We start from the raw sequence: 25,410 nt of genomic DNA on the forward strand, positions 1-25,410 counted from the left end.
GCTCGTAGAGCGGCCCCTTCGACGTTCTGCTCCATTCGGCGGAGACGACATGCCTGCTATCGCGAAGCTCCTGACAGAGAAAGAACAGTTGCTCGCGCGTCTCGACTCGGAGCCGGGTGAGAACGAGCGCGTCCAAATCCAGGCACTGCTCGCGAAGATCGAGACTGCGCTCAAGCTGCTTGGCGTCCAGGATTCCGCCGCTGCCAGCGCGGACGAATAGCGATCGGCGACCTGGAAGTTCACGGAAGCTCTGCTCGCGGGAGAGGCCCCAGCTCTGGGGGCTAGGGGGGTTGTGAGCTGGGGCCAGTACGGGGTTCGCCCCTGGGGCAGGGGCATTGGGAAAACTTGGCACTGGCGCCTTCGTTCCTCGATTCGGAGCGAACATTCGGTTGGTCGCACGACGCCGACGCAACTAAGTCGGGGAGCCACCCTTCATCTCGCCGAGCTCCTCCACTAATCGAACGATTTCCTCCGGATGAAAGGGCTTCTTCACGATGCGACTGCCGGGGACGGGGCGTGGAGTGACCGGCGAGAAGCCGGTGGCGTAGATGACCGGCAGCGCCGGATCCTGCTCACGGTATCGCTCCGCAACCTGCCAGCCATCTAACTGCCCGGGTAGCCTGACGTCGGTAACCAGCACATCCGCCACGCGGCGATTGCACCAAGCCAGCGCCTCCTCGCCGGTGCTTGCGTGGATCACGTGATAGCCCGCCTCGCGCAACGCCTCGACGACGAATTCGCGGATCAGAGGATCGTCTTCGACGAGAAGTATGCTCACTGGTGACTCTTTAGGCAAGGTATGTGTCACGCATCGAACGGCGAAAAGGCTGGGGCGTTCCCGGCTTCAATGGCTTTTGCGGATGAGCCGGCCAGGTGGAATAGGATCCAGGCAGGAACGGCTGTCCGCGGCAAGTAGTTTTCACGATGAACAGGCTCTATCCGCTGGTTCTGGAGCACTCGCTTCCAGTCGTGGTCCGGATCTCGGCTTGCATCATGCTCGTCTGCGCCGTCCTGCAGTTGGCGCTTCAGATGGAGACCGGCGCGCCGGGGTACTTCCTGTTGCTTCCGGGCGTGTTTCTGTCCGGCCTGATCTTCGATCGAGGCTCGGGAATCTTCGCGGCCTTGATTGCCGTGGCGGTCGGCGCCTACGTCAGCTACGCGGGCGGCATCGGCCTCGATTTCCTGACCACGAATTCGCTCTTCGCAATCACGGCGGCCGGGACCGCCACGGTCCCTTAATTCCAGCGGGCGGAGCTCCGGCGGGTGATGCTGGCCGACAAGACCAATGCAGTGCTGCTGCAGGAGATGGCGCACCGGACCAAGAACAACCTCGCGATTCTCAGCGGCATGATCCGGCTGGAGGCAAGACATGGCGGGCCGGAGGTCGCGGCTGCGCTGGAGGCGACCGCACGCCGGCTGCAGGTAATGCGGAGGTCTACGACCATCTCTCAATCAAGGAGGACTCGCGCTCGGTGAACATGCGCTACTTCCTGACTGAGGTGGTCGAGAAGGTCTTCCAGGCCCGGGTTCCGTCTGGACCAGTCGCCTTCAAGGTGCTCTGCGACGACATCTACCTGCCTAACAGCCATGCGCTCGCGATCGGCATGATCGCGAACGAACTGGTGACGAACGCGCTGAAGTATGCCTTTCCCGGCGACAGGGCGGGAAGCGTCCTCGTCTCCTTGTCAAAAGGAGATGGGATCGAACTATCGGCGTCTGACAATGGGATCGGTCTTCAGGGCAACACCGATCCGGGTGGACTGGGTTCGCGCATCGTACAGCTTCTCGCCCAACAGCTGGACGGCGAGATCGCATACGAGCGGTTGGAGCCGGGCCTGTGCGTTAGGGTGCGGGCGCGCCCGCGTTAGAGGGACGTGCCGCTGTCCTCGGACGCACCGAGCCGATCGAGCAGCGACTTCAGAGAGGGCGGAAGTTCCTTCTCGATGCCTATCCACGGGCCCAGCCGCTCGCATATTTTCGCCGCGCTGGCGCGGCTTCTGCTTGGTATGGATTGAGATCGGGTTCCTTCATCGGAGCTCCTCGATCTTGCGAACATACAGTACTCGTTCGGGGGAGCGCTGGCACAACAGCAACGGAGGCGACCGTTCGCGAACACGGGCGTGCGGATCGACTTGATCCGACTGGTCTGTGCGACCAAAGCCAGTGCTTCGATTTGACTTGCGCATCGGCACCAGCGTTCACACCATGCAGGCTACAAAGAAAGGGACAAGGCTCCTGTGCGCATTCCCGCACCAATCGCCTATATAGTCCTCTATGTCGCCCTCTACGCGGCGTTCGGCGCCGCATCTCCGTTCTGGCCAAAATTCTTCGAAACGAGAGCTCTGGCGTCTCAGCAGATCGGTCTGATCCTCGCTGCCGCAATGCTGACGCGACTCGTTTTTGGACCGTTGGTTGCAAGGCTAGCGGATCAGCTCGGGTCATTGCGCCTCGTGCTCGCAGGCTGTGCTGCTGTGGCGGCCTCAGCAGCCGTCGCATTGCTCTGGGCCGATAGATTCTGGTGGTTGCTTCTTGTCGCGTTGGCCCAGGCTGCCGCTCTCGCCCCTACCACCTCGCTCGCCGATGCGTTATCGGTCAATACAGCGCGGCCTCGCTTCGCGGGAAGGCCATTCGAGTACGGGTGGATACGGGGGGCTGCCTCCGCGGCTTTTGTCCTGGGAACACTGGTCGCCGGACAACTCGTCAGCCCAGCCGATCTCACGCCGGTTATCTGGATGAACGCTGTCTTCCTGATCGCCGCCACTGGCGCCACTGCATTGCTACCTGGGCAAGCCCGATCGCAGAGGTCGCCGTCCTTCGCTGTCTCAGGGCTGAAAGCCCTGATGAGCGTGTCGCAGTTTCGCATCATGATTATCGCATCGGCTTTGATCTATGGCAGTCATGCAGTGCACGATGCATTTGCAGTGATCAGGTGGAGCGATGCGGACATCAGCGCTTCGGCGATTAGCTTTTTGTGGTCGGAAGCGGTGGTCGCTGAAGTGTTGGTGTTCATGCTGGTCGGCCCAGCACTCCTGGAAAGGTTTGGCGTGCGTGGCGCGGCTATCTTGGCAGCTGCGGCTGGAATCGTCCGCTGGTCCGTCGCGGGCGTGACCACCTCCCTGTTGCTGCTCTCGCTGATACAGCCATTGCATTGATTAACGTTCGCTCTGCTCCATCTCGCTTGCATGCGGATGATGGGAACGCTGGTCGCAGCAAGCGTTGCCGCAACTGCGCAAGCTCTCTATGCGTTTGGCTCAGGATTGCTAACGGCAGTACTGACTTTATTGTCCGGCGCACTGTATGCTTCCTATGCCGGGGCGGCGTTCTTTCCCATGGTGGCGCTCTGCATCATCGCGCTCCCATTAGCCTGGTTTGGCTTCGCCGATGGGAGCGACTGATTCTTCGGTCGAGCAAACGGGGGCAGGGGCCGCCGGTCTGCACTCCGCCGAAAGCGCATCCGGGCTGCATCTCCTGTCTCGCGTCGTTATGGGACCTTGCAGAAAGGTGTCCCCATCGATGTCAGCTCCTCGTCTTCGATCTCCGGTCCAGCCATTCGCGAGTTCAAGAAGGAAGATCGCCTGACGAGCGTCATCTATTGTTTTAGTTTCGAGAGCTTTAACCTGCGACAACACGGATGGCTGTTGAAATTTTATCACTGACGACATCTGTCGCAAATCGCTAATGCGGATGGGCCTTGTCCTGCCGAAAGATGAAAAAAAGCGATGATGAAAAAAGACAGCTATGCGCGAGCACAAGGGACAGGTCCACTTGGGCAAGCATTTGCCGTCGCACCGCGCACCGCCAGGGCGGCAATGGAGGCGCGCAAGGTCGTCGACCGGCTTGCCTTGCGCTACAACGTGACGCAATCCATCAAGCGTTCGGCTTCCCGGCTAACGCCGCTTTCATTCTGACCGCAACACTCGCCAGCGCCAGCCAGTCTCGCATGAACTCATCGCCAAGCGCTTTGATATGATCATCCTCCATCGCCGCGACGGCAACCACATGCGAGCAGATGCCTAGCTGCTCGAACTTTGTGCAGTTGCACGACCATTCGGCCTACCGATCCCGCTTCACCAAATTGTCGGGACCGATCAGCCACCCTTCTGGGATTTTGACTATCCGACCGTTCTCCACGGTCATGCCGGTTTGAATTTCATACAGGATCATCCGCGCCCCCCGCCTCTTGACCACTGGTGATCTCTATGGTCGTGGCCGTGCGGCTGCAACTACGTGGAGGTTGCAGGCCTTTGCGCTACATCGGCATGCCCTTCGCTCTGAACGGCTGACCTGATCTCGTTGTTGACTTTGGAAACGACGCTCCGCGACTTCTGCTTCACTGCGCTTGTCGCTGACCACCGTTTTGGGCTTGCCGCGCTCGATGATCAGCCGATCGAGCTCCCGAGCCACCCCGCCCGACAGCGAGGTGTCGGCCACCAACGCCAGGCACTCGCGCGTGCACTCGTCGACCACGCTCAGGATGCGGAAGCGGCGGCCATCGGTAAGGTGATCGTCGAGTGGCCAGCGGTCATTCGGCACTATCGGCACCATCATCGGCGCCCTGGTCCCGCGACCGCCACGACGATCCGGGCCATTCCGCGAGCTATCCCTTTGAAGAATGCCCCTTCAAGCATGGTGCGCGTCCAGAGCACGCCGGGTGTATCTTCGAGTAATTTGGCACTCAGCTCCTGACGGCCGAGACGGGTGCCGCCGTACCGTTTTGTCACCGGCGGGCGGAAGGTTCGCCGCATTTTGCGAGCGTGCTGTCGCGGGGATCACAACCCCATACCCCATGCCCATGCCCTACGAGAGCAAACCGGCCAGCTTCGCCGGTCTCCACCATCTCCCGAACCCATTCGGCGGTCGTCACTAGTCAACCGCGGTGCGGAATGCCGGCGCGGACATGGATCGGCGTCACATCCTCGGTGTAGCCGGGCAACCGAGTCGGACCGTCGAAAGTACGGTGCCAGCTTCTATTGGCCATTCATTTCACCAAGGCCGCAACACGCTCGGCACGTTCGATCAGGTCATCAAGCTGCGCCTGATTGTCGATTCGACCGTGGCGTTCGAGGTGTTTGGCTACACGTTCGATAGCTGGCCAGTGCTGCTCGACCAGCGCGGCGCTTTCGCGAAGGAGGCGAGAATAGATGTCGCGTATTTGTTGCTGCATGGCTGAGTCTATGTCGTCGATCTCACCCTCCGACACCGGCCGGCCCGACTTCAAGCAGACCATCCGATAGATCGCACTGCACGCAAGTTGGGTGTCACTGTCGTCTTGGTCGATCAGCACGTCGAACACCCGAATCTCAGGATAGTCATGCCGGTTGGCTGCGGTCCCTGCCAGCGCGATGATGGCGTCCTTCTCGATACCGGCAATCTGCGCTGCCACATCGTTCGGGTCAGCCGCATGGCCCGCCGATGCAATGATGGCCGCCCCATCGCCCCGCGCCTCCACGCACTTGACATCGAGACCGAGTGTGCGGGCAACCACGGCGTGTCCGGCTTCGTGTTTGGCCTTGAAGGCCCGTTTTCTTACCATTGTCTTAGCCCTACTTCACCTTTTTCTTGATGTCGACTTCGGCTGCACCACTTCGCAACATGAGTCGTTGGAACGGGCCGCAGGCATCGGCGGATGCCGTACGCGTGACCTAGATGCCTTCCTTTTCTGCGAACCTCGACAGCAGTTTTCAGTCCGGGCGAGACACGGAGATACAAAGTCGCCGCGGGTTCGCCACCTCGGCGGCATATTACCGATGCCCTGTAGGATAGTCATATCCCAGGCTCGTGTGGTGGGCCGAGTGTCGATGCGTGGCATGAAACCCCAAGCCTTTTCGGAGGCCAAAGAAAATTCGTTCCGAGGGACGACAAGGAAATCACAAGCGGACTTGCTGATGCTTGTACGCCAAATGACGTTTCTCTATATCTAATTACGGCGTAGGACTCTCCCTGGACTCCCCGAGTTTTCTCGCTAGGCTCGTCCAGACGTTTGCAACGAGGACCTGTAAATGGCCGACCCGCCCGCCGAGGCGATCATAGAGGCGGAGTCGGATTTCGAGCCATCCGCCGCGGCCTAAACAAGAAGAGGGCGGTTCAACGGGCGGCGGCCCGCTTGGATCCTTTTGCGATCTCGTCAGCCATTGGTCACCATAGCGATTGAGCCGGTTTGTCGACGGAGAACGCCCAGATGTCATGATCGATCACCACCGAATTGAGCTCAGTTAATTGCCCAGACGAGCGCGTTCATCCGGTCCGGCGAGTAGCCGGCCGCCTTGCGGTCGAAGTCGGAGGTAAAGGCGCACATCTGGTCCTCGAGCTTTTGTGGCCGCGTGTCGGTGGAGGAGTTGCAAAGCGGTGATTGATTTTTCGAACTACGTGATTGCAGCCACGACGAGACAGACCGCTTGAGCCGGTCAGCGCTACTTCTTATGAACAGCACTCGACGCGATCCAGCGGAGGAAAAGTGAAATCACATCATTTCTTTTTCGCACGCTTTCACCATAGACTCCGCAGCGGGGCTTGCACAGAGACAATGCCGCCGATGTCGTCATCGATGACCCTCGTCAGCAACTCGGTGCAAGCCCACACGAGGGCGTCGGCTCGATCCGGCGACCCGTTGCCAACATAGCCATCAGATGTCATCGCAGCGAGTTGGTCCTCGAGCTCGACGAACGAGCCTGCATGGCGGACCCGCCCCTGTTCGTACAACGCGGCTATCGGCTCCGCCCGAGCTATCTTTCCCCGAGAGGCAGTCACTTCCCGATATGAGACATTGCGGTCGACCGTCCGGATCGTGTGCTCGACCAAAGCTCCGCCGAAATTTCTCTCCGCGATGATCCGGTCCGCTCTGAACTCGTGATACGCGTTCACCGTCTCACCCGACGCCGAGGCCAGCAACCGATGATGCCGATCCTATCTCCCGCATCGATCGGGCGACTGGGCCATGGAAACCGCCGGACATGAAGCGGGTTGTCGTTGCCGTCGGTCTAAGCTCTCGAGCATCGCTTGCGGTCGGAGCAATCAACCCTATCCGGGTAGCCGCGGCACTCTCAACCGCTTCCTTCACCCATTCGGAGCCGGTGCGCGTCTTCCCGAAACCCCGACCTGCGCAAACAACCCAACCATTCCAATCGCCAGCTAGAATGCCTATTCTAATGACATGCGAGCAAAGTTCGCCGAAGCCGATTACCTATCCGCCGCCCTGGCCATTGCTTTTGAGCATGGACCCGCAGCCGCAACGGTGGCGTCCATCAGCGAACGCCTCAAGGCACCCACCGGATCGTTCTATCATCGGTGTCCCTCGCGGGACGTTTTACTTGGGAACCTGTGGCTCAAAACGATTCTCCAGTTTCAGCAGGGCGTTTCGGAGGCACTTGCTGCCGGCGACGGATTAGCCGCGGCGCTGCACACACCGAGATGGTGTCGAGAACATCTCAACGAAGCCCGTCTTTTGCTGCTTTTCAGTCGAGAAGATTTTGTCGCAGGCGAGTGGCCGGTAGAGTTGCGGGAGCGTGTGGCCGCCATGAACCGTCGAATGAAGAACGATGCACAGCGCCGTGCCCGTGTCGTTTTCGGCCAAGATGGTGCCGAAGAGAGGCGCCTCGCTGACTTCGTGATAGCGAATGTGCCGGTAGCGGCTGTGCGCGAGCACTTGAAAGGGCGAGAGTCGCCGCCGCCGATTGTCGATCACATGATTTTCACGACATATTCGGCGATCGTAGCCGACTACCGCGCGCGTCACGCGGGAAGTGAATAGATCGATCTGCTCGCCGAGCACAAGGAGGTGTCGATGTTTAGTCACTTGACCGTCGGTACTCATGACCTCGTCCGCGCTGCCGCGTTCTATGATGCGGTGCTCACACCACTTGGGATCGAGCGGGTTCCTTCCAAATATTCGAGTTGGGCATCGTGGCGGCGTCCGGGTGAGGCGCAGACGTTTTGGGTAGGTTTGCCCTTCAACAAGCTGCCCGCACATCAGGGCAATGGCTGGATGGCAGCGTTCTCGGCCTCCAGCAGAAAGGCCGTCGACGAGGCATATGCAGCAGCTATCTCCGCCGGCGCGGAAGACGAAGGTGCCCCGGGATTGCGGCCCCACTTCGCACCCAATTACTACGGCGCGTATGTTCGTGATCTCGATGGCAACAAAATTCACTTCGTTTGCCGGGAAAAAGAAGCGACCGACACCGCAAATCCAGCGTGATGCGGTTTCGCATTGAGGGCGGACGACGCGCCGGCCGGTGCGGGCTGTCGGCAAGATGGAGGGGCGAATGCTGCGCTTGATCATTGCGCTAGTCCTCGCGGTCCAGCTGACGAGCTCTTTTGTTTCGGCAACGGACATTCGCCGCATCGTAACCGGACCGGACGCGGCCGACAGATCGACGGCGCTGTTCGATACCCCGGTCCGTCTCGAGGAGATCCGCCCTGATCTCAGTCTGGGCTATCTTTGCGTTACTCACGCATTTCCGGTCGACCTCTCTCACGCGGACACCAAGGAAGAGGCCGCGGGTACATCGCCGCCCCCAACGGAACACAGTTCGGGGTGGTCGAGCTTCGGCCGATTGATCCCGCCAATCCGCCTGCACCTATGTGGCACCGCACGCGCACTGTTGATTACGTGATGGTTGTCTCAGGCGAGGCCGATCTCATCCTTGAGCAGTCCGTCCTGCACCTCAAGACCGGCGACACCGTGGTTCAGTAGGCCACGAACCATGCCCTGGTAAATCGCGGAATGAAGTTTGCCGATTATTGTTTGTGGTGATGGACGCAAAGCCGTAACGTGGTCAGGCTAGAGACGCACATCATGGCGAATAAAAAAGCAAGTGCCTATGCTGCCAAGGTGAGCGAGTACGTCGCGGGACGCCCTGACTATCCAGCGACGTTGCTTTCGGATTTGCCGACGGCAAATACGGTGATTGAACTGGGCGCCGGCACCGGGAAGTTTACAGAACTCCTGGCTCTGACCGGCAAACGAATTCTGGCCGTCGAACCAATCGAGAAAATGGCCGCGCGCATCCCGGTTAGTCGGATGAAGAACGTTGAGGTGCTAATCGCCAGAGCCGAAGCAATACCAGTGACGGATCATGTCGCGGACCTAGTTTGTTGTGCGACAGCCTTCCATTGGTTTGACTATGAGAAGGCGACGCGCGAAATCGATCGCATCTTGACGCCGGGTGGCACTCTTGCGTTGATCTGGAATGTGCGTGACCAGCGCGTGCCGTGGGTCGCTGAGTTCTCCAGAGTATTGGATAGTTATGCAGGTGACACTCCGCGGCAGTCCAACGGAAAATGGCGGATCATCTTCGACGATGACCGGCTTCGATTTGTGGGCCAGAAGAGTTATTCGTTCAGCCAACCCATGCCCGTCAGCGGAATCGTTGACCGCGCACTGTCAACGAGCTTCATAGCGGCACTGCCGAACACTGAGCAGAAGACCGTTCGATCGAGGATCGAAGGCGTGATCGAACGCGAGCCGGCGCTCGCGGCGCAGGAGGTAATCAAATTTCCCTATGTGACCGAACTCTATCTATTCAGAAAATAGAAGCCGAACCTGAGCCAACGATTTCTGCTCATGGCTCCGACGAGAGATAGCGCCCAACACCGTACTCCTGCAGCGCAGGAAACCCCTCACGTGATCCTCGGCAATTCGCTATGCTGCTACTCTCGCCGATGGCAGCAGCGATGCGGTTTTTTGTTAGACGGCGCGAAGTCATCAGGGACAGCCGATGCGGCGGCGGGAGTTCATTGTGGTTCTCAGCGGTGCGGCAGCAACCCGGCCGCTGGCGAGCTGGGCGCAGCAAATGCAGAGAGAGCATCGCATCGCATTTGTTCATTCGGGCATACCGGCTGCTGAGCTGACTAAAACGATTGGCCCCTTCTGGGTACGACGGTTTTTTTAAACGCTGCGCGGACTCGGCTATGTCGAGGAAGGCAATGTTATCGTTGAGCGTTATTCAGCCGAGGGACGCTCCCAGCAATTTGGGCGCAAAACGATGGCTGCGAGAGCAAGCTCTCTGGGGGCGCCTTCGGGGAGTGAAGCTTCGAATGCGTGCGCGTCGCGCGTTCGCAATTGGGGCAGATAAAAAGATGGGCGATGAGCGCCGGGGCATCCCGGCATAGCTCAGAGCGGAACCACCTCATCTCGATGTGGCAAGTCGGACACGTTGGCGGCCCGAGCTGCTCGAGTGAGATTTTAAGCCGTTCGACCATTGACCTCTCCGCCCGGCGAAGCCGCAACCTGGCTCCGGACGTTCGGCCCAGTCTGTATACTTTTGCACACATGCCAACATTTGCCGTTGCTCGTCCCCAGGTAATCCACCGTGAACATTTCGGTCTCCTGAACGTACTTACTCTAGATTATCTCGAGTTTTGCGTATGGACACCGGGGAACAGCTTCAAAGCTTGAAACGCCAGCTCGCCGCGGCAAATCGAGCGATGCGGATGATCGTTGACGAGGTTACCATCGAGCGCCTGCTAAGCTTTGCGCAGACCATCGAACGCAAGCTGGCGGACATACAGGTGGGACTCGAAAAGCAACAAACTCGGACCGGGCGCATCAGCTTTGGGAGGAGGTTGGACGTCCGGAGGGACGCGATCTGGAGTTTTGGCTTAGGGCAGAGCGCGAGATTAAAGGAACGCACATGCCGGAATCTCACGAGGCCCGGCGCCAGCGCTTAAGCACCTTTACGTGGTAGCTGCCAAGCACTCCGCGCTGAATGGTGATGAGTCAGAAATTCCCTGAACCTTCACTTGCTCTCAGACCTATCTTCACCGGGATTTTGCGATACCCTCTTGGGCTGGATCAACCGCCGCTCGCGCTGAATTTAAGCGAGCGGCGTTGTTGTTGGTACATACGGAAAACGGCCCAAGCGGCTTCCCTGGGGTTGGCCGGGAATGCTGGGCCGTTTCTCAGTGCGGATGATTCAACCCGCACGAGGTTGTGCCTGGATACTCCAGGCAACGCACTAGAGTAAAACTACGGTGATTGTTGTTGGGGGTTGGCTAACCGTCGAGCTGTGAATGGAGCACGCCTGGTCGCAACAGCGCGGGCAACAACTTGCTAAATTACTTTAGCGAGCTGCTGATCGAACCGAACTTGTCATTCATGGTCGTGCCGATATTGTTGACCACTGTGATGATGGCCAGGGCGATCCCTGCGGCGATCAAGCCATACTCAATCGCAGTGGCACCATTCTCGTCTTTTACGAAACGCTTCAGCAAAATCATCACAGCCTCTTGAGTTGCCGTTGTGCAGCTTGCTCAGTAGCCCGCCCGTATTAATACGATGTAAAACCGCCACTGTAAGTTGTGCCTAATTGGCTGTTTGTTGGCGCCCTACGCGTTGTTTGAGGACGATAAATGGCGCAGCGGGGTGGAGCTTGGAGAGCACGGCGAGCCGAAGTCGCGCTTAGACGGTGTTCCGAACCCCATCGCCGGAGCGGGTGCCCTTTCCAATTAAAGTCAGGCCGCACGTCCGCACCAGGGCAGCCACAGGCACTGCAAACAAACCTAGGCTCCAGATCGGACAGGCGCACGTCATCAGGCCAGCGATCGGCGCTCAGAGCGATGTGATGGCCGCAATGGCAGTAGACCAGGACGCTGCGGAAACCCATCTCGCGCCTCTCGCCGAACGTGATCTTGCGCGGGCGGCCATCGGGAGGGGCTGGTCTGGACATGCGGCCAATGATCGCTCCGATCACATGCTGAGAGAAGCGGCTAGGGGTTGGCCTTGAGGCCGGCCGAACCCGCCACGCATTGGTCAACCCTGACAAAGAGGCCGTTGCTTGCGTTTAAGTGGACCTTGCTCCTGACAGGAGCAAGGTCCGCGGCCCGGACCTTGAAGACATCGGGGTGTCGAGGCAACGCGAAGACGGCAGAAGAGCACGCAATTGTCGAGGCTATGGAGGAGTGGCGCCCTATGTTTGAATGACTTATGCCGCACCAGATTCGTTCTGCTGGCTCTTTTCGTGTTGCGCGTTGCTGCAAATCGATTCGAACAAAAATCAGCGGGTTACTACCGACTACCAATCGCTCCACGCAACACGGGCGCGGCATGGCAATTCGCGGTCTATTCTTACGGGTAGGTGCGTTGAAGGCAGCCAGTTTACCATTGCCAAGTTTTCCCGGCCGAAGGCGGAACTTCGAATGTTCGTCCAGCTTGACACTCCGGTCGCCAATGCGGCGCCACATCGGAGAAAAATGTCAGATGAAGCGGCTATTGCTTAGTGGGTTTGCTGCCAGCATCCTCATTCTATCTTCAATCGTATCAGCGTCAGCGATGCCGGCGGCGTCGCCAAGTGCGCTGGGAAACTCAAATAGCGGAGTTATCCAAGTTAAAGGCGGTCATGGTCATGGTAGCGGCCACGGGTGGGGCCATCATGGCGGGCGAGGCCATCACTACGGATGGTATAGAGGTCGAGGTCATCACTACGGCTGGCGGCATCACCGCTGGTAACTGGTCGACGGCTGTTTTCGAGAGGCCGCCTCCTTTGGCGGCCTCTGCTCAGCGCAATCTTGCAATGACCGGAAGCACGCTTGTCGCGTCCGCCACTGGCGGCCCGACTAGAGCCCAAATGGCGAAGCCCAAGCCAAGCGCCCAGGCAAAGGTCCATAATCCCAACCGCACTACGGCATCACCGTCATAGTCATCAGATCGGCATCAGTGAAGCTTGGGCCGCCAGATGCAAAATAGATTGCCGCGAGCATCAGTACAGAAAACGCGATGTATCCGAAAATAATCAAGCCGTCATAACTGCGAACAGAAGACGGCATGGTGTGCGAAATCGCCATGACCAATTCCCTATTCAGAATATGCTTCGTTGCGCGTTATGATCTTAGGGCTGATCTGCGAAAGCGCTGTGAAGCAATTCACAGCACCAGCGCACAAATTTTCGTCATTAGCGTTGTCTTCCGCCAGATTGCTCGCACGGCATCATCGGGCCGCATATAGGCAAGGCAACGAGTGCTCCCCGCGATTGGCTACAGATTACTTAGGAGATCATCACCGCACTCTCGCGTTTCAAATGGCTGTTCGTTATCGCTCGCAACTCGAGCTACGGCTCCCCCAGGCGGCTCCGGGACGATGAGTCGCCCAAATGCTGGTGCCATCGGAGCCGCAGCGCCGACGAGCTCAAGAGCAGGGCAGGGCGAGCAGGTGATACCTTTGCCGGAAGAGGAACTGAAGGTTGGCAAACGCGCCACGGAGCGCGTCCAGCGGATTCGAACTTACGTCGTCGAGGAGCCTGTTCAGAAGGACGTTCGGCTGCGCGACGAGCGCACCGTTGTCGAAAGGCGGCCTGCCACGGGCAGCCCGGAAGCCATGCCAGGCGAGCGCGAGGTTGAAGTTCGCGAAGTCCACGAGGAACCGATCGCGCAAAAGACGGTCAAGGCTGGCGAGGAACTCGTTGTCCGTAAGGAAGCTACGGAGCGCACCGAGCGTGTCAGTGACACAGTGAAGAAGACCAAGGCGGAGGTGAATACTCAAAAGCGGTGATCATTTAGCACACCAGCTGATTATCGGCCTGAGGCATTCGCATCGCGCGTTCGGGCGGCGACGTAATGGTTGCAACGGGGCGGGCCGCCGATCGGCCCCGCAACAGCCGCGCGCGATGTGCTCGCGGCCCGAGCTCGATCTGAAGCCAGTTTACCCATCGCGCGCCTCAGCCAAGCCTACCCGGAGGGCTCCCCCCCACTACCGGCATTCCTCGAGCTAGTCGAGGCGAATGATCAAGCTTGGCTCAGCAAAGCACTCAGACTTAGCTGCCGAACGTACTTGCAGTTCCGGCATAAGATGAATGCACGGAGCCATGCGATGCCACACTTGCGCTCTCCACGATTCGGCTCGGCTCTTGAAAGTTGGGCCATCTTCCTCACCCCGAGATCTCATCGCGAGCCAAACGTCTGGCGCATTGCAACGCTTCGATTTAGCAGCTTTGATAACGCGAGCGTCGCGAAGAGCTTTGTGTAAAACCGGCCAATGACAATCAAGACAGCGACCCGCTAACTGCGGAGCCGTTTCCAGAAGACGCCTCCTCATAGAAACGAATGAATTACCTCTCCGCGAGTCTGATAGTGGAAACCGGCCACTTTCCTTCGTGGCCTCGGATCGCAATTCGTAGTCCGTGTAATTCGTCCAAGCAGACGTGCTCGACCGTCCCCGCTTTACCGTCCGTCAAAACAACCGCTTTTCCGAGGAGCTCCAGTTCAGCTTTATGGAACTCAACAAGGATGTGGGATGCGCGTACTTTTGCTGCGGGCACGGACTATCCCTTGGGGCTGTGAGCAGCGAAGTCGCACAGGAAATGGACAAACTCGCGACAGAGACACCGTTCTTTCGGATAGCTGCCCTGCTCTGAGGAGGTGCAAGCTCGACAGTCTCTAGCTATACGCGACTCTGCGGCCGGACCTTGGCGCGTGCGCACGCACGATCCGGTGACCCTGCCGCAGTCGCCGGCTATATGGGCAAGAGCGAGGTATTTGATGATGCGATCGCCGGGTTTGCTATGCTGTATGCTGATGTTTCGTGACCATACCGCTCTTGTAACGTCCAAGACGGCAGCGCCGAAGGTGATGTCGAGCGGGACCGCAAAGGCAGCCTGATAGTGGGGTCTACGATGCGCTCGCAGTCGCGTAGCCTCGACGGCATGGGCGCGACGCACTTCCTGACGAAGCGCTTGCCGAGGGTCGCCACTGAGATGGCGCTGCACGTGCTGGCCTACAATCTCACGCGCGTGATGAACATCATGGGTGCTGGTGCGCTGATCGCGGCGATTCAGGCATGAGCAGGAGCCGCGCGTGCCGCCAACCCCATCATCAATCACAGCAACTCGGGCAAGCCACTGGGCTGGTTTCCGGCGCTTCGCCAGAAATTTTGGGGCCAATCGGGACCCATGGGGCGGTTCAAAGCGGTGTCCCCCCGCAATGAAACGTTTTCACGCGGCCAAGACCCGGAGCAGACATCTAGAGTTGGAACCTGCACTATGGCTTTCACCTCCACTCACTAAAGTCGCTCCGATAAGGTATGGTACATTGTTTTGATTTCTGTGTGGTCCCGGCGGGAGGACTCCATGAAGCGGCGCGAGTTCATTGCGTTGGTCGGTAGTACGGCTGCGTGGTCTTCGTTGGCGCTGGCGCAATCGAAAGGCCCACGGCGGCTCGGTGCACTTCTCTACAGTGATCCTCAAAGCGACCCGCAGATGGCGGCGATCGGTCGCCGTCTAAAGGAGTTGGGCTATGTTGAAGGACGAAACATTGCAATCGAATACCGATATGCGGAAGGTCGGTTGGATCGACTTCCGAATTTGGCAGTCGAGCTCGTGGCCCTTCAACCGAATGTGATCCTCGCCGTCGGAGGAGACGTCGCTCCAATCGCTAAGAAGGTTGATCAGAAGATTCCTCTCGTATTCGTCAGCAGCGCTGACCCGGAGCAGCTAGGCCTTGTCGCGAGCCTGCGCCGACCTAGTGGAAATGCGACGGGAGTTACGCTGCTTCAAGACGCACTCGCTTCCAAGCGGCTCGAGCTGCTTAAGGAGGCGCTCCCTAATATCTCTAGACTAGGCTTTGTCTGGTATCCCGACCACCCGGATAATGAGTACCGGGAAGCTGAGCGAGCTGCACAAACGCTCGGTTTGCGGCTTCATTCGGCTGAGGTGCGCAGTTCCGATGATTTCGAGGCGGCCTTAAGCAGAGCCAATGACGAGGGAATAGACGCTATATATGTTGTCTCGTCGAGGCTTACGGTGCTCAATTTAAAGAGGCTGGTTCAGTTTGCGACACAACATCATCTTCCTCTGGTGGGCGGTTGGGGAGCTTGGGCTAAAGAAGGCGGCTTGTTTTCGTATGGACCTGACGGCGTTGCCATGGCTGGCCGCGCCGCCGACTACATCGACAAGATATTTAAAGGCGCAAATCCGGGTGACCTTCCCGTCGAGCAGCCGGCAAAATTTGAATTGATCATCAACCTCAATACCGCGCACGCTTTAGGTCTCAATCTCCCGCATTCGTTTCTTTCGCGTGCTGACGAATTAGTAGATTAGCGAGCCGTTTTGCCTCGCCGCGCATTCTGCTGTTGTGCAGGTTTTGGACGCCGGCAACAGGGGGGCTCCGCACGGTCAACTGGCGGGCGTCCAAAAAGCGCCAAGGCACGAAGTCGCGGGAGGTTTGGCACTGGCGGAGCAGCGGATGCTACGAGGTGCTCGACTTAGGAAAATTCGAAGAGTGGCGGCTTGGAAGGCGAGCGCAACTTAAGCGTTTTGGCACGATCGCTCGAATGATCTAGGGGGTCCCTCCGCTGTTACTCAAGGTGGATGTCTGCCAAGGGATCAATCGTGTCTTTTTGCGTTTGCGCGGGAGTAGAAGTCCTGCTTTTACACTGCCTTGGATGTACGTTCGGACCTGATGGGTAGTGATTGATAGATGCCCCCGATGAGCCGCAAGCGCAGGCGACGCACCGTCAGCGGCAAAGGCAACAAACCCCAACACGACAACAACGGGGCTTGCTGATTTGTAACTGGTCACAAGAATCTCCCTGAATGCATTGCGAGCATCGGAACTGGTCTGGTTTGCTCGTCTCTATTCGGAAGGATGGCTCCCACCGCATTTCCATTCCATGAAATTGTCGTGAGGTAACGCCTGCTGCTTGAGCGACAAAGGCTGCGAAAAATGATTTGGTGAACGGCCCGATCACTCGAGGGCGGCAGCGTGTGAGCTGGTCTGCTCAAGGCCTGTCAGAAAATCAGCGCTGCACCGGATACGAACAACAGGGCCAAGACAATGTTGCGGAATGTTGCCTCGTTGATGCTTCCGAACAGCCTGAGCCCGAGCCAAGTGCCCGCGATGAGGCACGGCAATCCGAATGCGAACAGTTTGACTGTTTCCGCCGTGATCGTCCCTTTCGCACCGAGCCACAACGCACTCATCAGGAAGATCGCGACGGCGACCGGCTGGAATACCGCGCGCTGGGCCTCCTTGGTCCAGCCGCGCAGTCCGGCCCAGATCGTCACCAGAATCCCGGCGAGACCAGTGAGACCCGCAAGGATACCGTTGGCGAAGCCGACGGCGGCATCCGCCGCGCGGCCTCCTATTTCGACTGGCTTAGGCGCGGGCCGACAGAACGCGTAAAAGCTATACAGCAGCAGAAAAAGGCCTATCACGATGCGGACGCTGTGTGGATCGGCCCATGTCAGCACCGCCACGCCAGCGGGCACGCCGAACGACGCGCCTAACACGAATGGCCACAGCCTTCGCCAGTCCAGCGCATACCGCAGCTTCCAAACCGAGTATCCCTGCACGATCAGGCCGAACGCCACGATCAACGTCGCGCTCTGCAATGGGGTGAGGATGTAGAGCCAGAGTGACGCGGCCACGAGACCGAAGGCAAAACCGGAAAGGCCGGCGACTAAAGCACCCGCGAAAGTCGCGATCAAAAAGAGCGGCAGCGTTAGGGATGATCCGTCCATGTGCTCGCCCCATGAGTTGGCGAGCAGCGCTTGCATGGGGTCACCACTTGACGGGAGGGCTGCGACACCCCCGGAGGTCCGATATTAGCACGAGTAGCGCGGGCGACAAGGTCGGCCGCAGGTTGGCAATTCTCGTGATTTAGACGGCCGCTGCCGGGCGGATAGCTCCACCGTCGCACCGCCGTGGCGAGGCTTCACCAACAGGGTGGCGAGCCCGAGCTGAAATTCCGTCAGAGTACGATTGTTTCCTCGACAACATGTTTCAGCGGCGTCCCCTCAGCAGACAAAGTCATCTGCAGTTTCAGCCTGCCATCTTTCACCGCCCCACTACGGACTAGGTTTTCAATCTCACGCTGAGAACTAACTCCGACATGCTTCAGAAATGCACGAATAGCCATATTGAAGCGGTCTTCTTCGAACGTTGTGTCCATGGCCTGTACTCCCGTCGGATAGGGGACACTAAGACGAGGGGTGCAAAGGCCAAACAAAAGGCCCAGCTCGCATCTGGCCGACTCTCTCCTGCAGATTGGGGCCTAGCCTCTGCAACGTCGGCCCTTAAGCACAAGGTTCCAAATGATGGCTTCCTTGCGCTCTGAGAGTGGCGATGTCCCGTAAGACAATCGCTACTTCCCGGAAACTAGCATGCGGACAAGCACCTTCGTTCCTAGCCTAAAGAGGACATCATGAGTTTCGCCAGCCAAATGAAGGAAGCCAAAAAGCCAAAAAGCGACTTGACGCGTGTGTAGGGGTCGTGTCCCCAGTGATGGTGTAGCTCGGTAGAGCAAAGCCGTCCGCCCGCGCGCCCTCAAATAGCGCCGTAGCGGGTGGACGGCTTTGCGGTGGTCACCGGCAATTCGCCGGTAGGGTCGGGTTGCTGACACCAACCTGATTCGAGGAACCACCGATGACCGACGAGATGATGAACCTTCGCGCGCTTGTGGAGAAGGCCCCCGACGCCGACCTGCTGCGCGAGATGATTGGCTTTGCCGCCCAGCGGCTGATGGAGTTGGAGGTCGCCGGGCTGACCGGCGCGGCCTACGGCGAGAAGAACGCCGAGCGCCTGGCCCAGCGCAACGGCTACCGCGATCGGAGCTGGGAGACGCGCGCCGGGGCCGTCGAGCTGCGCATTCCCAAGCTGCGCAAGGGGAGCTACTTCCCGGGTTTCCTGGAGCCGCGCCGGATGGCCGAGAAGGCGCTGACCGCCGTGATCCAGGAAGCTTATGTGCAGGGCGTCTCGACCCGCTCGGTCGACGACCTCGTGCAGGCGATGGGCATGAGCGGGATCTCCAAGAGCCAGGTGAGCCGGCTGTGCGGTGAGATCGACGACAAAGTGAAGGCCTTCCTCGCCCGCCCGATCGAGGGCGACTGGCTGTATCTGTGGATCGACGCCACCTACGTGAAGGTGCGCCAGCAGGGGCGCATCGTCTCGGTCGCGGTGATCGTCGCAGTGGGTGTCAACAGCGATGGCCGGCGCGAGATCCTGGGCATGGATATCGGCCCCTCCGAGGCCGAGACGTTCTGGACCGCGTTCTTGCGCAAGCTCGCCCGCCGCGGGCTGCGCGGCGTCAAGCTCGTGATCTCCGATGCGCATGAGGGCATCAAGGCCGCCGTCAGTAAGGTGCTCAATACCGCTTGGCAGCGCTGCCGCGTCCACTTCATGCGCAACGTCCTGGCACATGCTGGCAAGAGCGGCCGGCGCGTCGTCTCCGCCTTCATCGCCACCGCCTTCGCCCAGGACGATGCCGAAGCGGCCAGGACGCAATGGCGCAAGGTCGCAGATCAGCTCCGTCCCAAACTGCCAAAGCTCGCCGCCTTCATGGATGACGCCGAGCCCGACGTGCTGGCCTATATGAGCTTCCCGGCTCCGCACCGTGCCAAACTGCATTCGACCAATCCGATCGAGCGCCTCAACGGTGAGATCAAGCGGCGGACCGAGGTGGTCGGCATCTTCCCAAACGAGGACGCCATTGTCCGCCTCGTCGGTGCGATCCTGCTCGAACAGAACGACGAATGGGCCGTCCAGCGCGCCCGCTACATGACGCTGGAAACCATCGCTCCCTTGAGCGATGATCCCATCGTCGGCTTGCCCGCCGTGGCAGGCTGATGCCTTCCGACCCGCCGGAAAATTGGCGGTGGCCTGCTGTCAGTTACACCACGCCACGGGGCACGATCTGTGTAGGACCTGAAGACCCTTGGTTCCACCGGCTCGAGCCTGAGCTCGTCAACGTCGAGCAAATATCCTCGCACGCCTTAATGGACATCCTGCGGGTCGATGCCACGACGGCCAAGGGGCGCCGGGTAGCGGCCGTGATGCGGGCTCTTGGCTACATTCCGATCAGGTCTCGGCGTCTTATGCCCGGCGGCTTCCGGGATACGTGCACCCGCGGCTGGGCCAGGCCGGTGAGGGGGGCTTCGGCGCTCTGAAGGATCGCGCACTGAACACTTTATGGGCAGAAATGGGTGCCGGATGGGCCTACTTCAAAGCCTCCGGTCTGGAAGCTCGCGCGGTTCTTACGACCGCACCGGCTCCGCAAAGAACTTGATATCCGGTTCGCAATCGCAGGCCTGGCCATCGTAAATTCGGCACGTGTCATCGTGGTAAAGCACCATGTTGGTTTACCCAAAACCTCAGGGCCAACCTGGCAGGTGTTTCACGTAAAAGTCCTACCTCCAAATAAACCGATGCGCGACAGCTCATTAGCTGCGCCGGCCGGGGTCAATATCATGAGCCGGCTTTAATCAGTCTGCGGGATTAAAATCCAACTATTCGATGTTGGATCTACAGACAGCGCATGTGGTCAGAATACGGGGCCCGCAATCGGAGAGGTGTCCCGATGCGCAGGCGTGATCTCAACCGGAACAAGCACCGGCGCGGCATCCCCGATCAACTTGCCTTCGCGCGCCAACCGGCGCCACGTGAACAATTGGCTTGTCGACAGCCCGTTACGTCGTGCCGTCACCGACACCAGACGTGGCCCGTCATAGCTCTCGGTGACGATCCGCTGCTTTTCTTCCAGTGTCCAACGGCGTCGAGCGCCCGTCGAGACGACTTCAAGTCGGGAAACCTTCGGCATAGGCATATGGTCAGTCATACGCCTATGTCTTCATCCTCCATCAAACCGCACAAGGCCTCACCGGAGCGATACGAAACGATACGCAAAAAGGTAAGATGAACGGCATCCAGACAATTACGGGCATTGACACTTAGCCGGGCGCTTGGTCGCCAGCGGCACTGGAATGGCAAAGGTGTTAGTGGCGCTGTTGTCGCTGCCGATTACCTGGAGGGCGCTGCAATCACCGGCCGATGTAACAAGTCGAAGCTCAGCTGATTCGGTGCGTAAAGTAGGAATCGCCTATCGCGGTCAGACCTGAAAGCAGCCAAGCCAAGCTGGCTGCTTTTCCTGCATTGGCGACGCCTGGCCTATCGGATTAGCGGGCGGGAGCGCCACCCACGGTGTCGGCCATGCTGGCGCCTCGCGCCCCGAGCGGCTTGGGCGAGCCGGTGGTGGTATCGCGAGCGGTTTGGTGCTCCATCTCAGCATCCAGTTCCGCCCCGAGCAGGATCACAATAGCGGAGATCCACAGCCACGTCATGAAGCCAATGACGGCTCCAAGCGAACCGTAGGTCTCGTTGAACTTGCCGAAGCTGGCGGCGTACCACGAGAACAGCCCGGAGGCCGCCAGCCAGAGCAAGGTGGCGACCACGCTGCCCCATGTGATCCAGCGCCAGCGCGGAGCCTCGCGGCTCGGACCGAACCTGTAAATGCAGGCGAGCGCAAGCGTGATGGCGACGAACATGGCCGGCCATCGTGCGATGCGAATGAGGAGATCGGCGAAGTTCGAGAGATGGAGATAATTCAGGACGACCGGTATCGCGACGACGGAGCCGATTGCCACGAGCACGAAGGTGATACCGGCTATCGTGAACGACAGAGATACGAGATTCAGTTTGATGAAGCCGCGCTTTTCTTCCTCTCCATAGACGATGTTTAGGGTGTCGAAAAGCGATTTCATAGCGGCATTGGCGCTCCATAGGGAGACTGCGAGGCCGATGACGAACGTCACGCCCAATGCGTGGTTGCCGTGGGAAGACACGCGCGTGAGCTGTTCGCGTGCTACTTCGATGGCGCCTCCCGGAACGAAGCCGGAGATCTGGTCCAGATGCTTGGCGATGCTGCTCGGGTCGGAAAAAAGGCCGTAGATGGCGACCAGCGCCGCCAGCGCGGGGAAGATCGCCAGTAAGCTGTAGTAGGCCATGCCAGCGGCCAAGGCGAGAATCCGATGCTTGCCGATGTTCTCATAGACGCGCAGCAGGATGTCCTTCCAGCCCTTTGCCGGAATTTCCGAAGGTGCCGAGGCATCGCGCCCGCGGTCCTCTCGTTCGCTGGCCAGATCGTTCGCCGACGCATCGCGTCCCTCTTCCCGCCTTCTCGAAAGACCGTCGCTCTCAGGCGGTGAAATGCGCTCCCAAAGAAACGCGGCGGCCACCAGCCCGAGCGTGGCTGCCAAACTCCAGCCGCCAAAGTCGGAGCTACGAGAGCGAGTGAGTTCCGTATCGACCATGAAATCCTCTGTGGCACGCCAATCCTTTTTAAGGCCGCGAGTTCCTGCGAGCGGCTTGAGAATACTCTCCGACTTTTTGGGGATTCATACCGAAGCGGCGCGTGAGGCCACGATCAATGTGCTTCTCTACAAGTTCTCCAAGATGAGCAGACGGCCAAAGGCTGACGGCGCCATCGCGAGGCCGTTGCACGAAGTGTTCACTGCAGTTCATCCCCGCGGGTCACTTCAAATTCCTCCGGGTATGGTCAGTCAAATTCCTCCACCCGCGAGGCAGGACATGGTGATTGTTAGTTTGCCTTTGTTTCCCGGGCAAGAGTTTCAGCGGCCTCTTTGAGCCGATAGCTGCGTCCGTCGAACTCAAGCAGATGGCAATGATGCATCAGGCGATCGAGGATCGTCGTGCTCATGGTGTTGTCCCCCAGGTATGTCCCCCAGTCCTGCACGACGCGATTGGAGGTAACGATGACGCTGCGGCGCAGTTTGTAGCGCTGATGGATCAGGGTCTGCAGCAATGCGCCGGCGTCGTCAGGGATGGCGCGTGCGAGGAACAGATCGTCCAGCACGAGGAGATCGCAGTCGATGATGGTTCGCAGCCGGACCTCGCGTTGTGCCGGGGAGTTCATGGCGTAGCGGTGGAAGAAGTCGTCGGTCTCAAGATACTGGACCTTGTGGCTTTGCAGGATCGCCTGATAGGCAATCGCCTTGGCGATGTAGGACTTCCCGGTGCCAGGTTTGCCGACAAGCAGCGCGTTTTCGCCGGCGGCAATGAACGCCAGGGTGTGGAGCTGGAAGCAAGTCTGGCGCGGCAATCTGGGATTGAAGGTCCAGTCGAACTCGGCGAGCGTCAGTTTTTCGTCGAGCCCGGATTGCTGGTATCGTCGCTCGATAAGGCGGGACTGACGACGGTCCAGTTCGTCCTGCAGGATCAGGGAGAAGGTCTCGAGGAATGGCTGGTTGGCGCCCTGCGCCTGCAGCACGCGCGTCTGCAGCGTGTCGCGAACGCCCGACAGGCGCAGCTGTCGCAGGCAACGCTCAATTTCCGGCATGGTCATCATGTGGTTTGGTCTCCAGTGTGAGGTGAGAAGCCGCGGGAGCGCTCGTGGCGCCGGAGCTGGCCGGGGTTGCGCAGGCGCCACGAGCGCGGGTTGCAGGGGTGCGGTCGCCGTGAGCCTCGGCCTGCCGGCCATTGTCGCCGGCATCGTGCCGCACGGCACGGCTGAAGAGATCGCCGTATTCGGCTGGAGCGCGGATCAGCGGATGATCCTGGGTGAGCGACGATGCCGGCTGTGGCGTCGCTCCAACCTGCGCGATCGCCTGTTCGAACAACCGCTCGACGGTCGCACGCACGTGCTTGTAGCGGTAGATGCGGTTCTCGACGGCGTGCGCGCAGGCTTGCTCGACCAGCCGTGCCGGATACTTCCGGCCCAGCCCGACAATGCCCCACATCGCGCGCTGTCCGGGGCGCCCCTCGGTGTCGAACACTTGCTGGCACAGCGCCCTGGTCTGCGGCCCGATGCGCTCGGCGCTCGCCAGCAGCACGGCGGTTTGCCGCGACGGATTGAACGGCCGTTCGCTGGTCGGCAGGACGACAGAACCGGAGTGCGTCATCCGGGGATGAACACGCAGCAGCGCATGGGTGTGGCGATCACGGATCTCGATCGTGGAGGCGTAGATCCGCACCACGACCTGACTGCCGATGGGCGCAGGCCGCGCGGCGTAATAGCTGCTATCAACACGCACGGTGGTATCGTCGCAGACGGTCCGAACGACCTCGGTGAAGATGCGGAAGGCAGCCACTGGCAACGGCCGCAGGTGTGGCTTCTCCTCCTGGAACATCGCCTCGACCTGACGACGCGTGCTACCGTGGATGCGCTTGGAGGCCCAATTCTCCTCCCAGTTCCTCAAGAACTCGTTCTGGGCTTCCAGTGTCTCGAAGCGCCGTCCGGCCAGCGCGGTGCCCTGGGTATGTTGAATCGCACTCTCGACGCATCCTTTCCGATTGGGATCGGCCACACGCGCGGGATCGGCGACCACGGCGTAATGAGCCAGCATCGCGCTGTAAATCGGGTTGAGCTCGGGCTCGTACAAATCCGGCTTGAGGACGCCTTCCTTCAGATTGTCGAGCACGACATAGCTGGGGACCCCGCCAAAATACCGGAACGCCTCTTCGTGGAGCTGCGCCCAGACGTGTTGGCTGGACTTCCAGACCACCCGCCGGAAGCTGCGCCGCGAGTAGCGCAGCGTCATCACGAACAGGCGGGGACGGCGGTACCGGCCGCTCCTGGGATCAATCGTCAGAGCGCCCTCGCCATAGTCGACCTGGGCCTCCTCGCCGGGCAGGAACTCAAGTCGATCAAACTGCTCGGGATCGCTGTGTCGCAACGTGCGCACAAACCGCTTGACGCTCTGGTAGCTGGACGGAAAGCCAAAATGATCGACAAGGTCCTGGTAAATCGCCTGCGCATTCCGCTTCAGGCGGACCTGTTCTTCGATCCACGTCCGATGCGGTTCGCAAGCCGAACGGGCCAGGCTGCTGGTGACCGTCGCTCCTGATGCCCCAGAAGCCGGTGGTCGGGGTGGAGGAATTTGGCCGTCCACGCTCACCGGGCCGGTGGTCGCTTCCCCGGGGGAATTTGCCTCCGCACCGGCCCGCAGCGCCCGGTAACGCCGGATCGTCTTGCGATCGATCCCCGTCAGCCTGTGGATCTCGCGCTGGCTGGCGTTGCGATCGAGTAGCGTAAATACCGTGCTTTGCAGGTGTGGCTTCAAGACGTTCAACTCCCTGGCCCCTTGCTGGCTAAAGGGACCGAAAATAAACGTCCTGCCTGACCGGCTACCGCTGTTCAGCGGCGCTGACGGTGAACATCAGGTGGGGGAGTTTCAAGTGACCATACCCGGGGGATTTTGACCGACCCACGGGGGTTCATCGCGCCGTTCCGCGCTATCTCAAGTGGGGAGGCTATGCTGGACAGATTGCCATCGAAGGCGTCAACGGCAAGGTGATGCGGGAATTCATTCTGTCGCGTCGAGATTACTACGCTTCGTTCGACAAGCTGCCGAAGAACATGGGCACTTCAGTCGAAATCATCCAAGAGTACTACGGAAAGCGAGGAACCGCCGGCACGTTTGCAACGCGGCTAGGAGATTAAGGCTTGTGTGTCGATTCAATGCGCAGAGCTGACAACATCGCCGGGATGTCGGGCGACATGGGAAATATGCGGGGTTAAATCCGGACGTCGCTTGACACGGGATGGTTAGCCCGATCGTTGTCATGCCCATGTGCACTGCAAATGGCCTACATTTCGATGTCGCCCGCAACATGGGCTCATCGGTCCAGATGATCCAGGAGTATTAGGAAAGGCTACGTCGATTGTATTTGTCACGAGGTTGGGGGATTGAGAAA

Annotated in this window: 26 protein-coding genes and 6 pseudogenes; 17 read left to right on the forward strand and 15 right to left on the reverse strand. The window is 59.6% G+C overall.

From position 1 onward, the window contains the following. The first annotated feature begins 49 nt into the window (after nt 1-49). On the forward strand, nt 50-220 hold the full coding sequence (locus ACRQ5Q_RS43370; protein ID WP_439400383.1) for a hypothetical protein: 171 nt from the start codon (nt 50-52) through the stop codon (nt 218-220). A gap of 192 nt (nt 221-412) precedes the next feature. Here the strand turns inward: ACRQ5Q_RS43370 and ACRQ5Q_RS43375 are convergent, their stop codons facing one another. Further along, a complete protein-coding gene (locus tag ACRQ5Q_RS43375; RefSeq protein ID WP_439400384.1) occupies nt 413-778 on the reverse strand; it encodes a response regulator transcription factor in 366 nt (121 codons plus the stop codon). A gap of 146 nt (nt 779-924) precedes the next feature. Between ACRQ5Q_RS43375 and ACRQ5Q_RS43380 the strand changes: the two genes are divergently transcribed. From ACRQ5Q_RS43380 to ACRQ5Q_RS43405, 6 genes are all read left to right on the forward strand, one after another. Then, entirely contained in the window at nt 925-1,239 is a 315-nt protein-coding gene (locus ACRQ5Q_RS43380; protein ID WP_439400385.1) for a hypothetical protein, read from the forward strand. Nucleotides 1,240-1,266: 27 nt separating this feature from the next. Continuing rightward, nucleotides 1,267-1,476: a histidine kinase dimerization/phosphoacceptor domain -containing protein gene (locus ACRQ5Q_RS43385; RefSeq protein ID WP_439400386.1), complete on the forward strand. Its 210-nt coding sequence runs from the start codon at nt 1,267-1,269 to the stop codon at nt 1,474-1,476. Between the two features lie 2 nt (nt 1,477-1,478). Further along, the gene (locus ACRQ5Q_RS43390; protein ID WP_439400532.1) at nt 1,479-1,868 is read left to right on the forward strand and encodes a sensor histidine kinase; all 390 of its coding nucleotides are present in this window, start codon (nt 1,479-1,481) and stop codon (nt 1,866-1,868) included. Between the two features lie 369 nt (nt 1,869-2,237). Further along, nucleotides 2,238-3,152, forward strand: coding sequence for an MFS transporter (locus ACRQ5Q_RS43395; protein ID WP_439400387.1), 915 nt, complete (start codon nt 2,238-2,240; stop codon nt 3,150-3,152). Nucleotides 3,153-3,188: 36 nt separating this feature from the next. Further along, a complete protein-coding gene (locus tag ACRQ5Q_RS43400; protein WP_439400388.1) occupies nt 3,189-3,395 on the forward strand; it encodes a hypothetical protein in 207 nt (68 codons plus the stop codon). A gap of 324 nt (nt 3,396-3,719) precedes the next feature. After that, entirely contained in the window at nt 3,720-3,908 is a 189-nt protein-coding gene (locus ACRQ5Q_RS43405; protein ID WP_439400389.1) for a hypothetical protein, read from the forward strand. Here the strand turns inward: ACRQ5Q_RS43405 and ACRQ5Q_RS43410 are convergent. The 4 genes and pseudogenes from ACRQ5Q_RS43410 to ACRQ5Q_RS43425 all read right to left on the reverse strand — a co-directional run. Continuing rightward, nucleotides 3,868-4,044: pseudogene (locus ACRQ5Q_RS43410) on the reverse strand (SWIM zinc finger family protein); the annotation flags it as partial. The gene ACRQ5Q_RS43405 and the pseudogene ACRQ5Q_RS43410 overlap by 41 nt on opposite strands. Before the next feature lie 285 nt (nt 4,045-4,329). Further along, nucleotides 4,330-4,578: pseudogene (locus tag ACRQ5Q_RS43415) on the reverse strand (IS3 family transposase); the annotation flags it as partial. A gap of 400 nt (nt 4,579-4,978) precedes the next feature. After that, a complete protein-coding gene (locus ACRQ5Q_RS43420; protein ID WP_439400390.1) occupies nt 4,979-5,533 on the reverse strand; it encodes a hypothetical protein in 555 nt (184 codons plus the stop codon). A gap of 953 nt (nt 5,534-6,486) precedes the next feature. Next, nucleotides 6,487-6,861: pseudogene (locus ACRQ5Q_RS43425) on the reverse strand (hypothetical protein); the annotation flags it as partial. A 289-nt stretch (nt 6,862-7,150) separates the two neighbouring features. Between ACRQ5Q_RS43425 and ACRQ5Q_RS43430 the strand changes: the two are divergent. The 5 genes and pseudogenes from ACRQ5Q_RS43430 to ACRQ5Q_RS43450 all read left to right on the forward strand — a co-directional run. Continuing rightward, the gene (locus ACRQ5Q_RS43430) at nt 7,151-7,747 is read left to right on the forward strand and encodes a TetR/AcrR family transcriptional regulator (RefSeq protein ID WP_439400391.1); all 597 of its coding nucleotides are present in this window, start codon (nt 7,151-7,153) and stop codon (nt 7,745-7,747) included. A 33-nt stretch (nt 7,748-7,780) separates the two neighbouring features. Next, nucleotides 7,781-8,191, forward strand: a complete 411-nt coding sequence (locus ACRQ5Q_RS43435; protein ID WP_439400392.1) for a VOC family protein — start codon at nt 7,781-7,783, stop codon at nt 8,189-8,191. 67 nt (nt 8,192-8,258) lie between these two features. Further along, nucleotides 8,259-8,609, forward strand: a complete 351-nt coding sequence (locus ACRQ5Q_RS43440; protein ID WP_439400393.1) for a hypothetical protein — start codon at nt 8,259-8,261, stop codon at nt 8,607-8,609. Between the two features lie 182 nt (nt 8,610-8,791). Continuing rightward, nucleotides 8,792-9,529: a class I SAM-dependent methyltransferase gene (locus ACRQ5Q_RS43445; protein ID WP_439400394.1), complete on the forward strand. Its 738-nt coding sequence runs from the start codon at nt 8,792-8,794 to the stop codon at nt 9,527-9,529. Between the two features lie 1,015 nt (nt 9,530-10,544). Next, a pseudogene (locus ACRQ5Q_RS43450) lies at nt 10,545-10,682 on the forward strand (DUF2934 domain-containing protein); the annotation flags it as partial. Between the two features lie 370 nt (nt 10,683-11,052). Here ACRQ5Q_RS43450 and ACRQ5Q_RS43455 read toward each other — a convergent pair. From ACRQ5Q_RS43455 to ACRQ5Q_RS43465, 3 genes and pseudogenes are all read right to left on the reverse strand, one after another. Continuing rightward, entirely contained in the window at nt 11,053-11,214 is a 162-nt protein-coding gene (locus tag ACRQ5Q_RS43455) for a Flp family type IVb pilin (protein ID WP_439400395.1), read from the reverse strand. 224 nt (nt 11,215-11,438) lie between these two features. Continuing rightward, nucleotides 11,439-11,663, reverse strand: a pseudogene (locus ACRQ5Q_RS43460) (hypothetical protein); the annotation flags it as partial. Nucleotides 11,664-12,612: 949 nt separating this feature from the next. Further along, on the reverse strand, nt 12,613-12,777 hold the full coding sequence (locus tag ACRQ5Q_RS43465) for a hypothetical protein (RefSeq protein WP_439400396.1): 165 nt from the start codon (nt 12,775-12,777) through the stop codon (nt 12,613-12,615). Nucleotides 12,778-13,150: 373 nt separating this feature from the next. Here ACRQ5Q_RS43465 and ACRQ5Q_RS43470 point away from each other — a divergent pair, with 373 nt between their 5' ends. Then, nucleotides 13,151-13,480, forward strand: coding sequence for a DUF2382 domain-containing protein (locus ACRQ5Q_RS43470; protein ID WP_439400397.1), 330 nt, complete (start codon nt 13,151-13,153; stop codon nt 13,478-13,480). Nucleotides 13,481-14,036: 556 nt separating this feature from the next. Here ACRQ5Q_RS43470 and ACRQ5Q_RS43475 read toward each other — a convergent pair. Beyond that, a complete protein-coding gene (locus tag ACRQ5Q_RS43475) occupies nt 14,037-14,246 on the reverse strand; it encodes a PRC-barrel domain containing protein (protein ID WP_439400398.1) in 210 nt (69 codons plus the stop codon). A 123-nt stretch (nt 14,247-14,369) separates the two neighbouring features. On the opposite strand from ACRQ5Q_RS43475, the pseudogene ACRQ5Q_RS43480 reads away from it, so the two are divergent. The 3 genes and pseudogenes from ACRQ5Q_RS43480 to ACRQ5Q_RS43490 form a co-directional block, all read left to right on the forward strand. Then, nucleotides 14,370-14,513: pseudogene (locus ACRQ5Q_RS43480) on the forward strand (DUF2252 family protein); the annotation flags it as partial. Between the two features lie 87 nt (nt 14,514-14,600). Then, nucleotides 14,601-14,768, forward strand: a complete 168-nt coding sequence (locus ACRQ5Q_RS43485) for a hypothetical protein (protein WP_439400544.1) — start codon at nt 14,601-14,603, stop codon at nt 14,766-14,768. A gap of 285 nt (nt 14,769-15,053) precedes the next feature. Next, complete coding sequence (locus tag ACRQ5Q_RS43490) at nt 15,054-16,022, forward strand: ABC transporter substrate-binding protein (RefSeq protein WP_439400399.1); 969 nt, start codon at nt 15,054-15,056, stop codon at nt 16,020-16,022. A gap of 690 nt (nt 16,023-16,712) precedes the next feature. Here ACRQ5Q_RS43490 and ACRQ5Q_RS43495 read toward each other — a convergent pair. Next, the gene (locus ACRQ5Q_RS43495; RefSeq protein WP_439400400.1) at nt 16,713-17,480 is read right to left on the reverse strand and encodes a sulfite exporter TauE/SafE family protein; all 768 of its coding nucleotides are present in this window, start codon (nt 17,478-17,480) and stop codon (nt 16,713-16,715) included. A gap of 194 nt (nt 17,481-17,674) precedes the next feature. Continuing rightward, entirely contained in the window at nt 17,675-17,875 is a 201-nt protein-coding gene (locus tag ACRQ5Q_RS43500; protein ID WP_439400401.1) for a DUF6494 family protein, read from the reverse strand. A 473-nt stretch (nt 17,876-18,348) separates the two neighbouring features. On the opposite strand from ACRQ5Q_RS43500, the gene ACRQ5Q_RS43505 reads away from it, so the two are divergent. Then, nucleotides 18,349-19,548 carry an IS256 family transposase gene (locus ACRQ5Q_RS43505; RefSeq protein WP_439392260.1) on the forward strand — a complete coding sequence of 400 codons (1,200 nt, stop codon included), beginning with the start codon at nt 18,349-18,351 and terminating at the stop codon, nt 19,546-19,548. 694 nt (nt 19,549-20,242) lie between these two features. Here ACRQ5Q_RS43505 and ACRQ5Q_RS43510 read toward each other — a convergent pair. The 4 genes from ACRQ5Q_RS43510 to istA all read right to left on the reverse strand — a co-directional run bounded on the left by ACRQ5Q_RS43510 (nt 20,243) and on the right by istA (nt 24,821). Beyond that, nucleotides 20,243-20,536, reverse strand: a complete 294-nt coding sequence (locus ACRQ5Q_RS43510; protein WP_439400402.1) for a transposase — start codon at nt 20,534-20,536, stop codon at nt 20,243-20,245. A gap of 337 nt (nt 20,537-20,873) precedes the next feature. Continuing rightward, nucleotides 20,874-22,007 (reverse strand): YihY/virulence factor BrkB family protein, encoded by a 1,134-nt coding sequence (locus tag ACRQ5Q_RS43515; RefSeq protein ID WP_439400403.1) that lies wholly within the window; start codon nt 22,005-22,007, stop codon nt 20,874-20,876. A 287-nt stretch (nt 22,008-22,294) separates the two neighbouring features. Next, nucleotides 22,295-23,062 (reverse strand): IS21-like element IS1631 family helper ATPase IstB, encoded by a 768-nt coding sequence (gene istB, locus ACRQ5Q_RS43520; RefSeq protein ID WP_271608671.1) that lies wholly within the window; start codon nt 23,060-23,062, stop codon nt 22,295-22,297. Beyond that, the gene (gene istA / locus ACRQ5Q_RS43525) at nt 23,040-24,821 is read right to left on the reverse strand and encodes an IS21 family transposase (protein WP_439399826.1); all 1,782 of its coding nucleotides are present in this window, start codon (nt 24,819-24,821) and stop codon (nt 23,040-23,042) included. Before istA ends, istB begins: the two co-directional genes overlap by 23 nt. Nucleotides 24,822-25,410 lie beyond the last annotated feature (589 nt).

The organism is Bradyrhizobium sp. PMVTL-01 (genome assembly GCF_051861855.1).
In the GTDB taxonomy this organism is placed as follows: Bacteria; Pseudomonadota; Alphaproteobacteria; order Rhizobiales; family Xanthobacteraceae; genus Bradyrhizobium.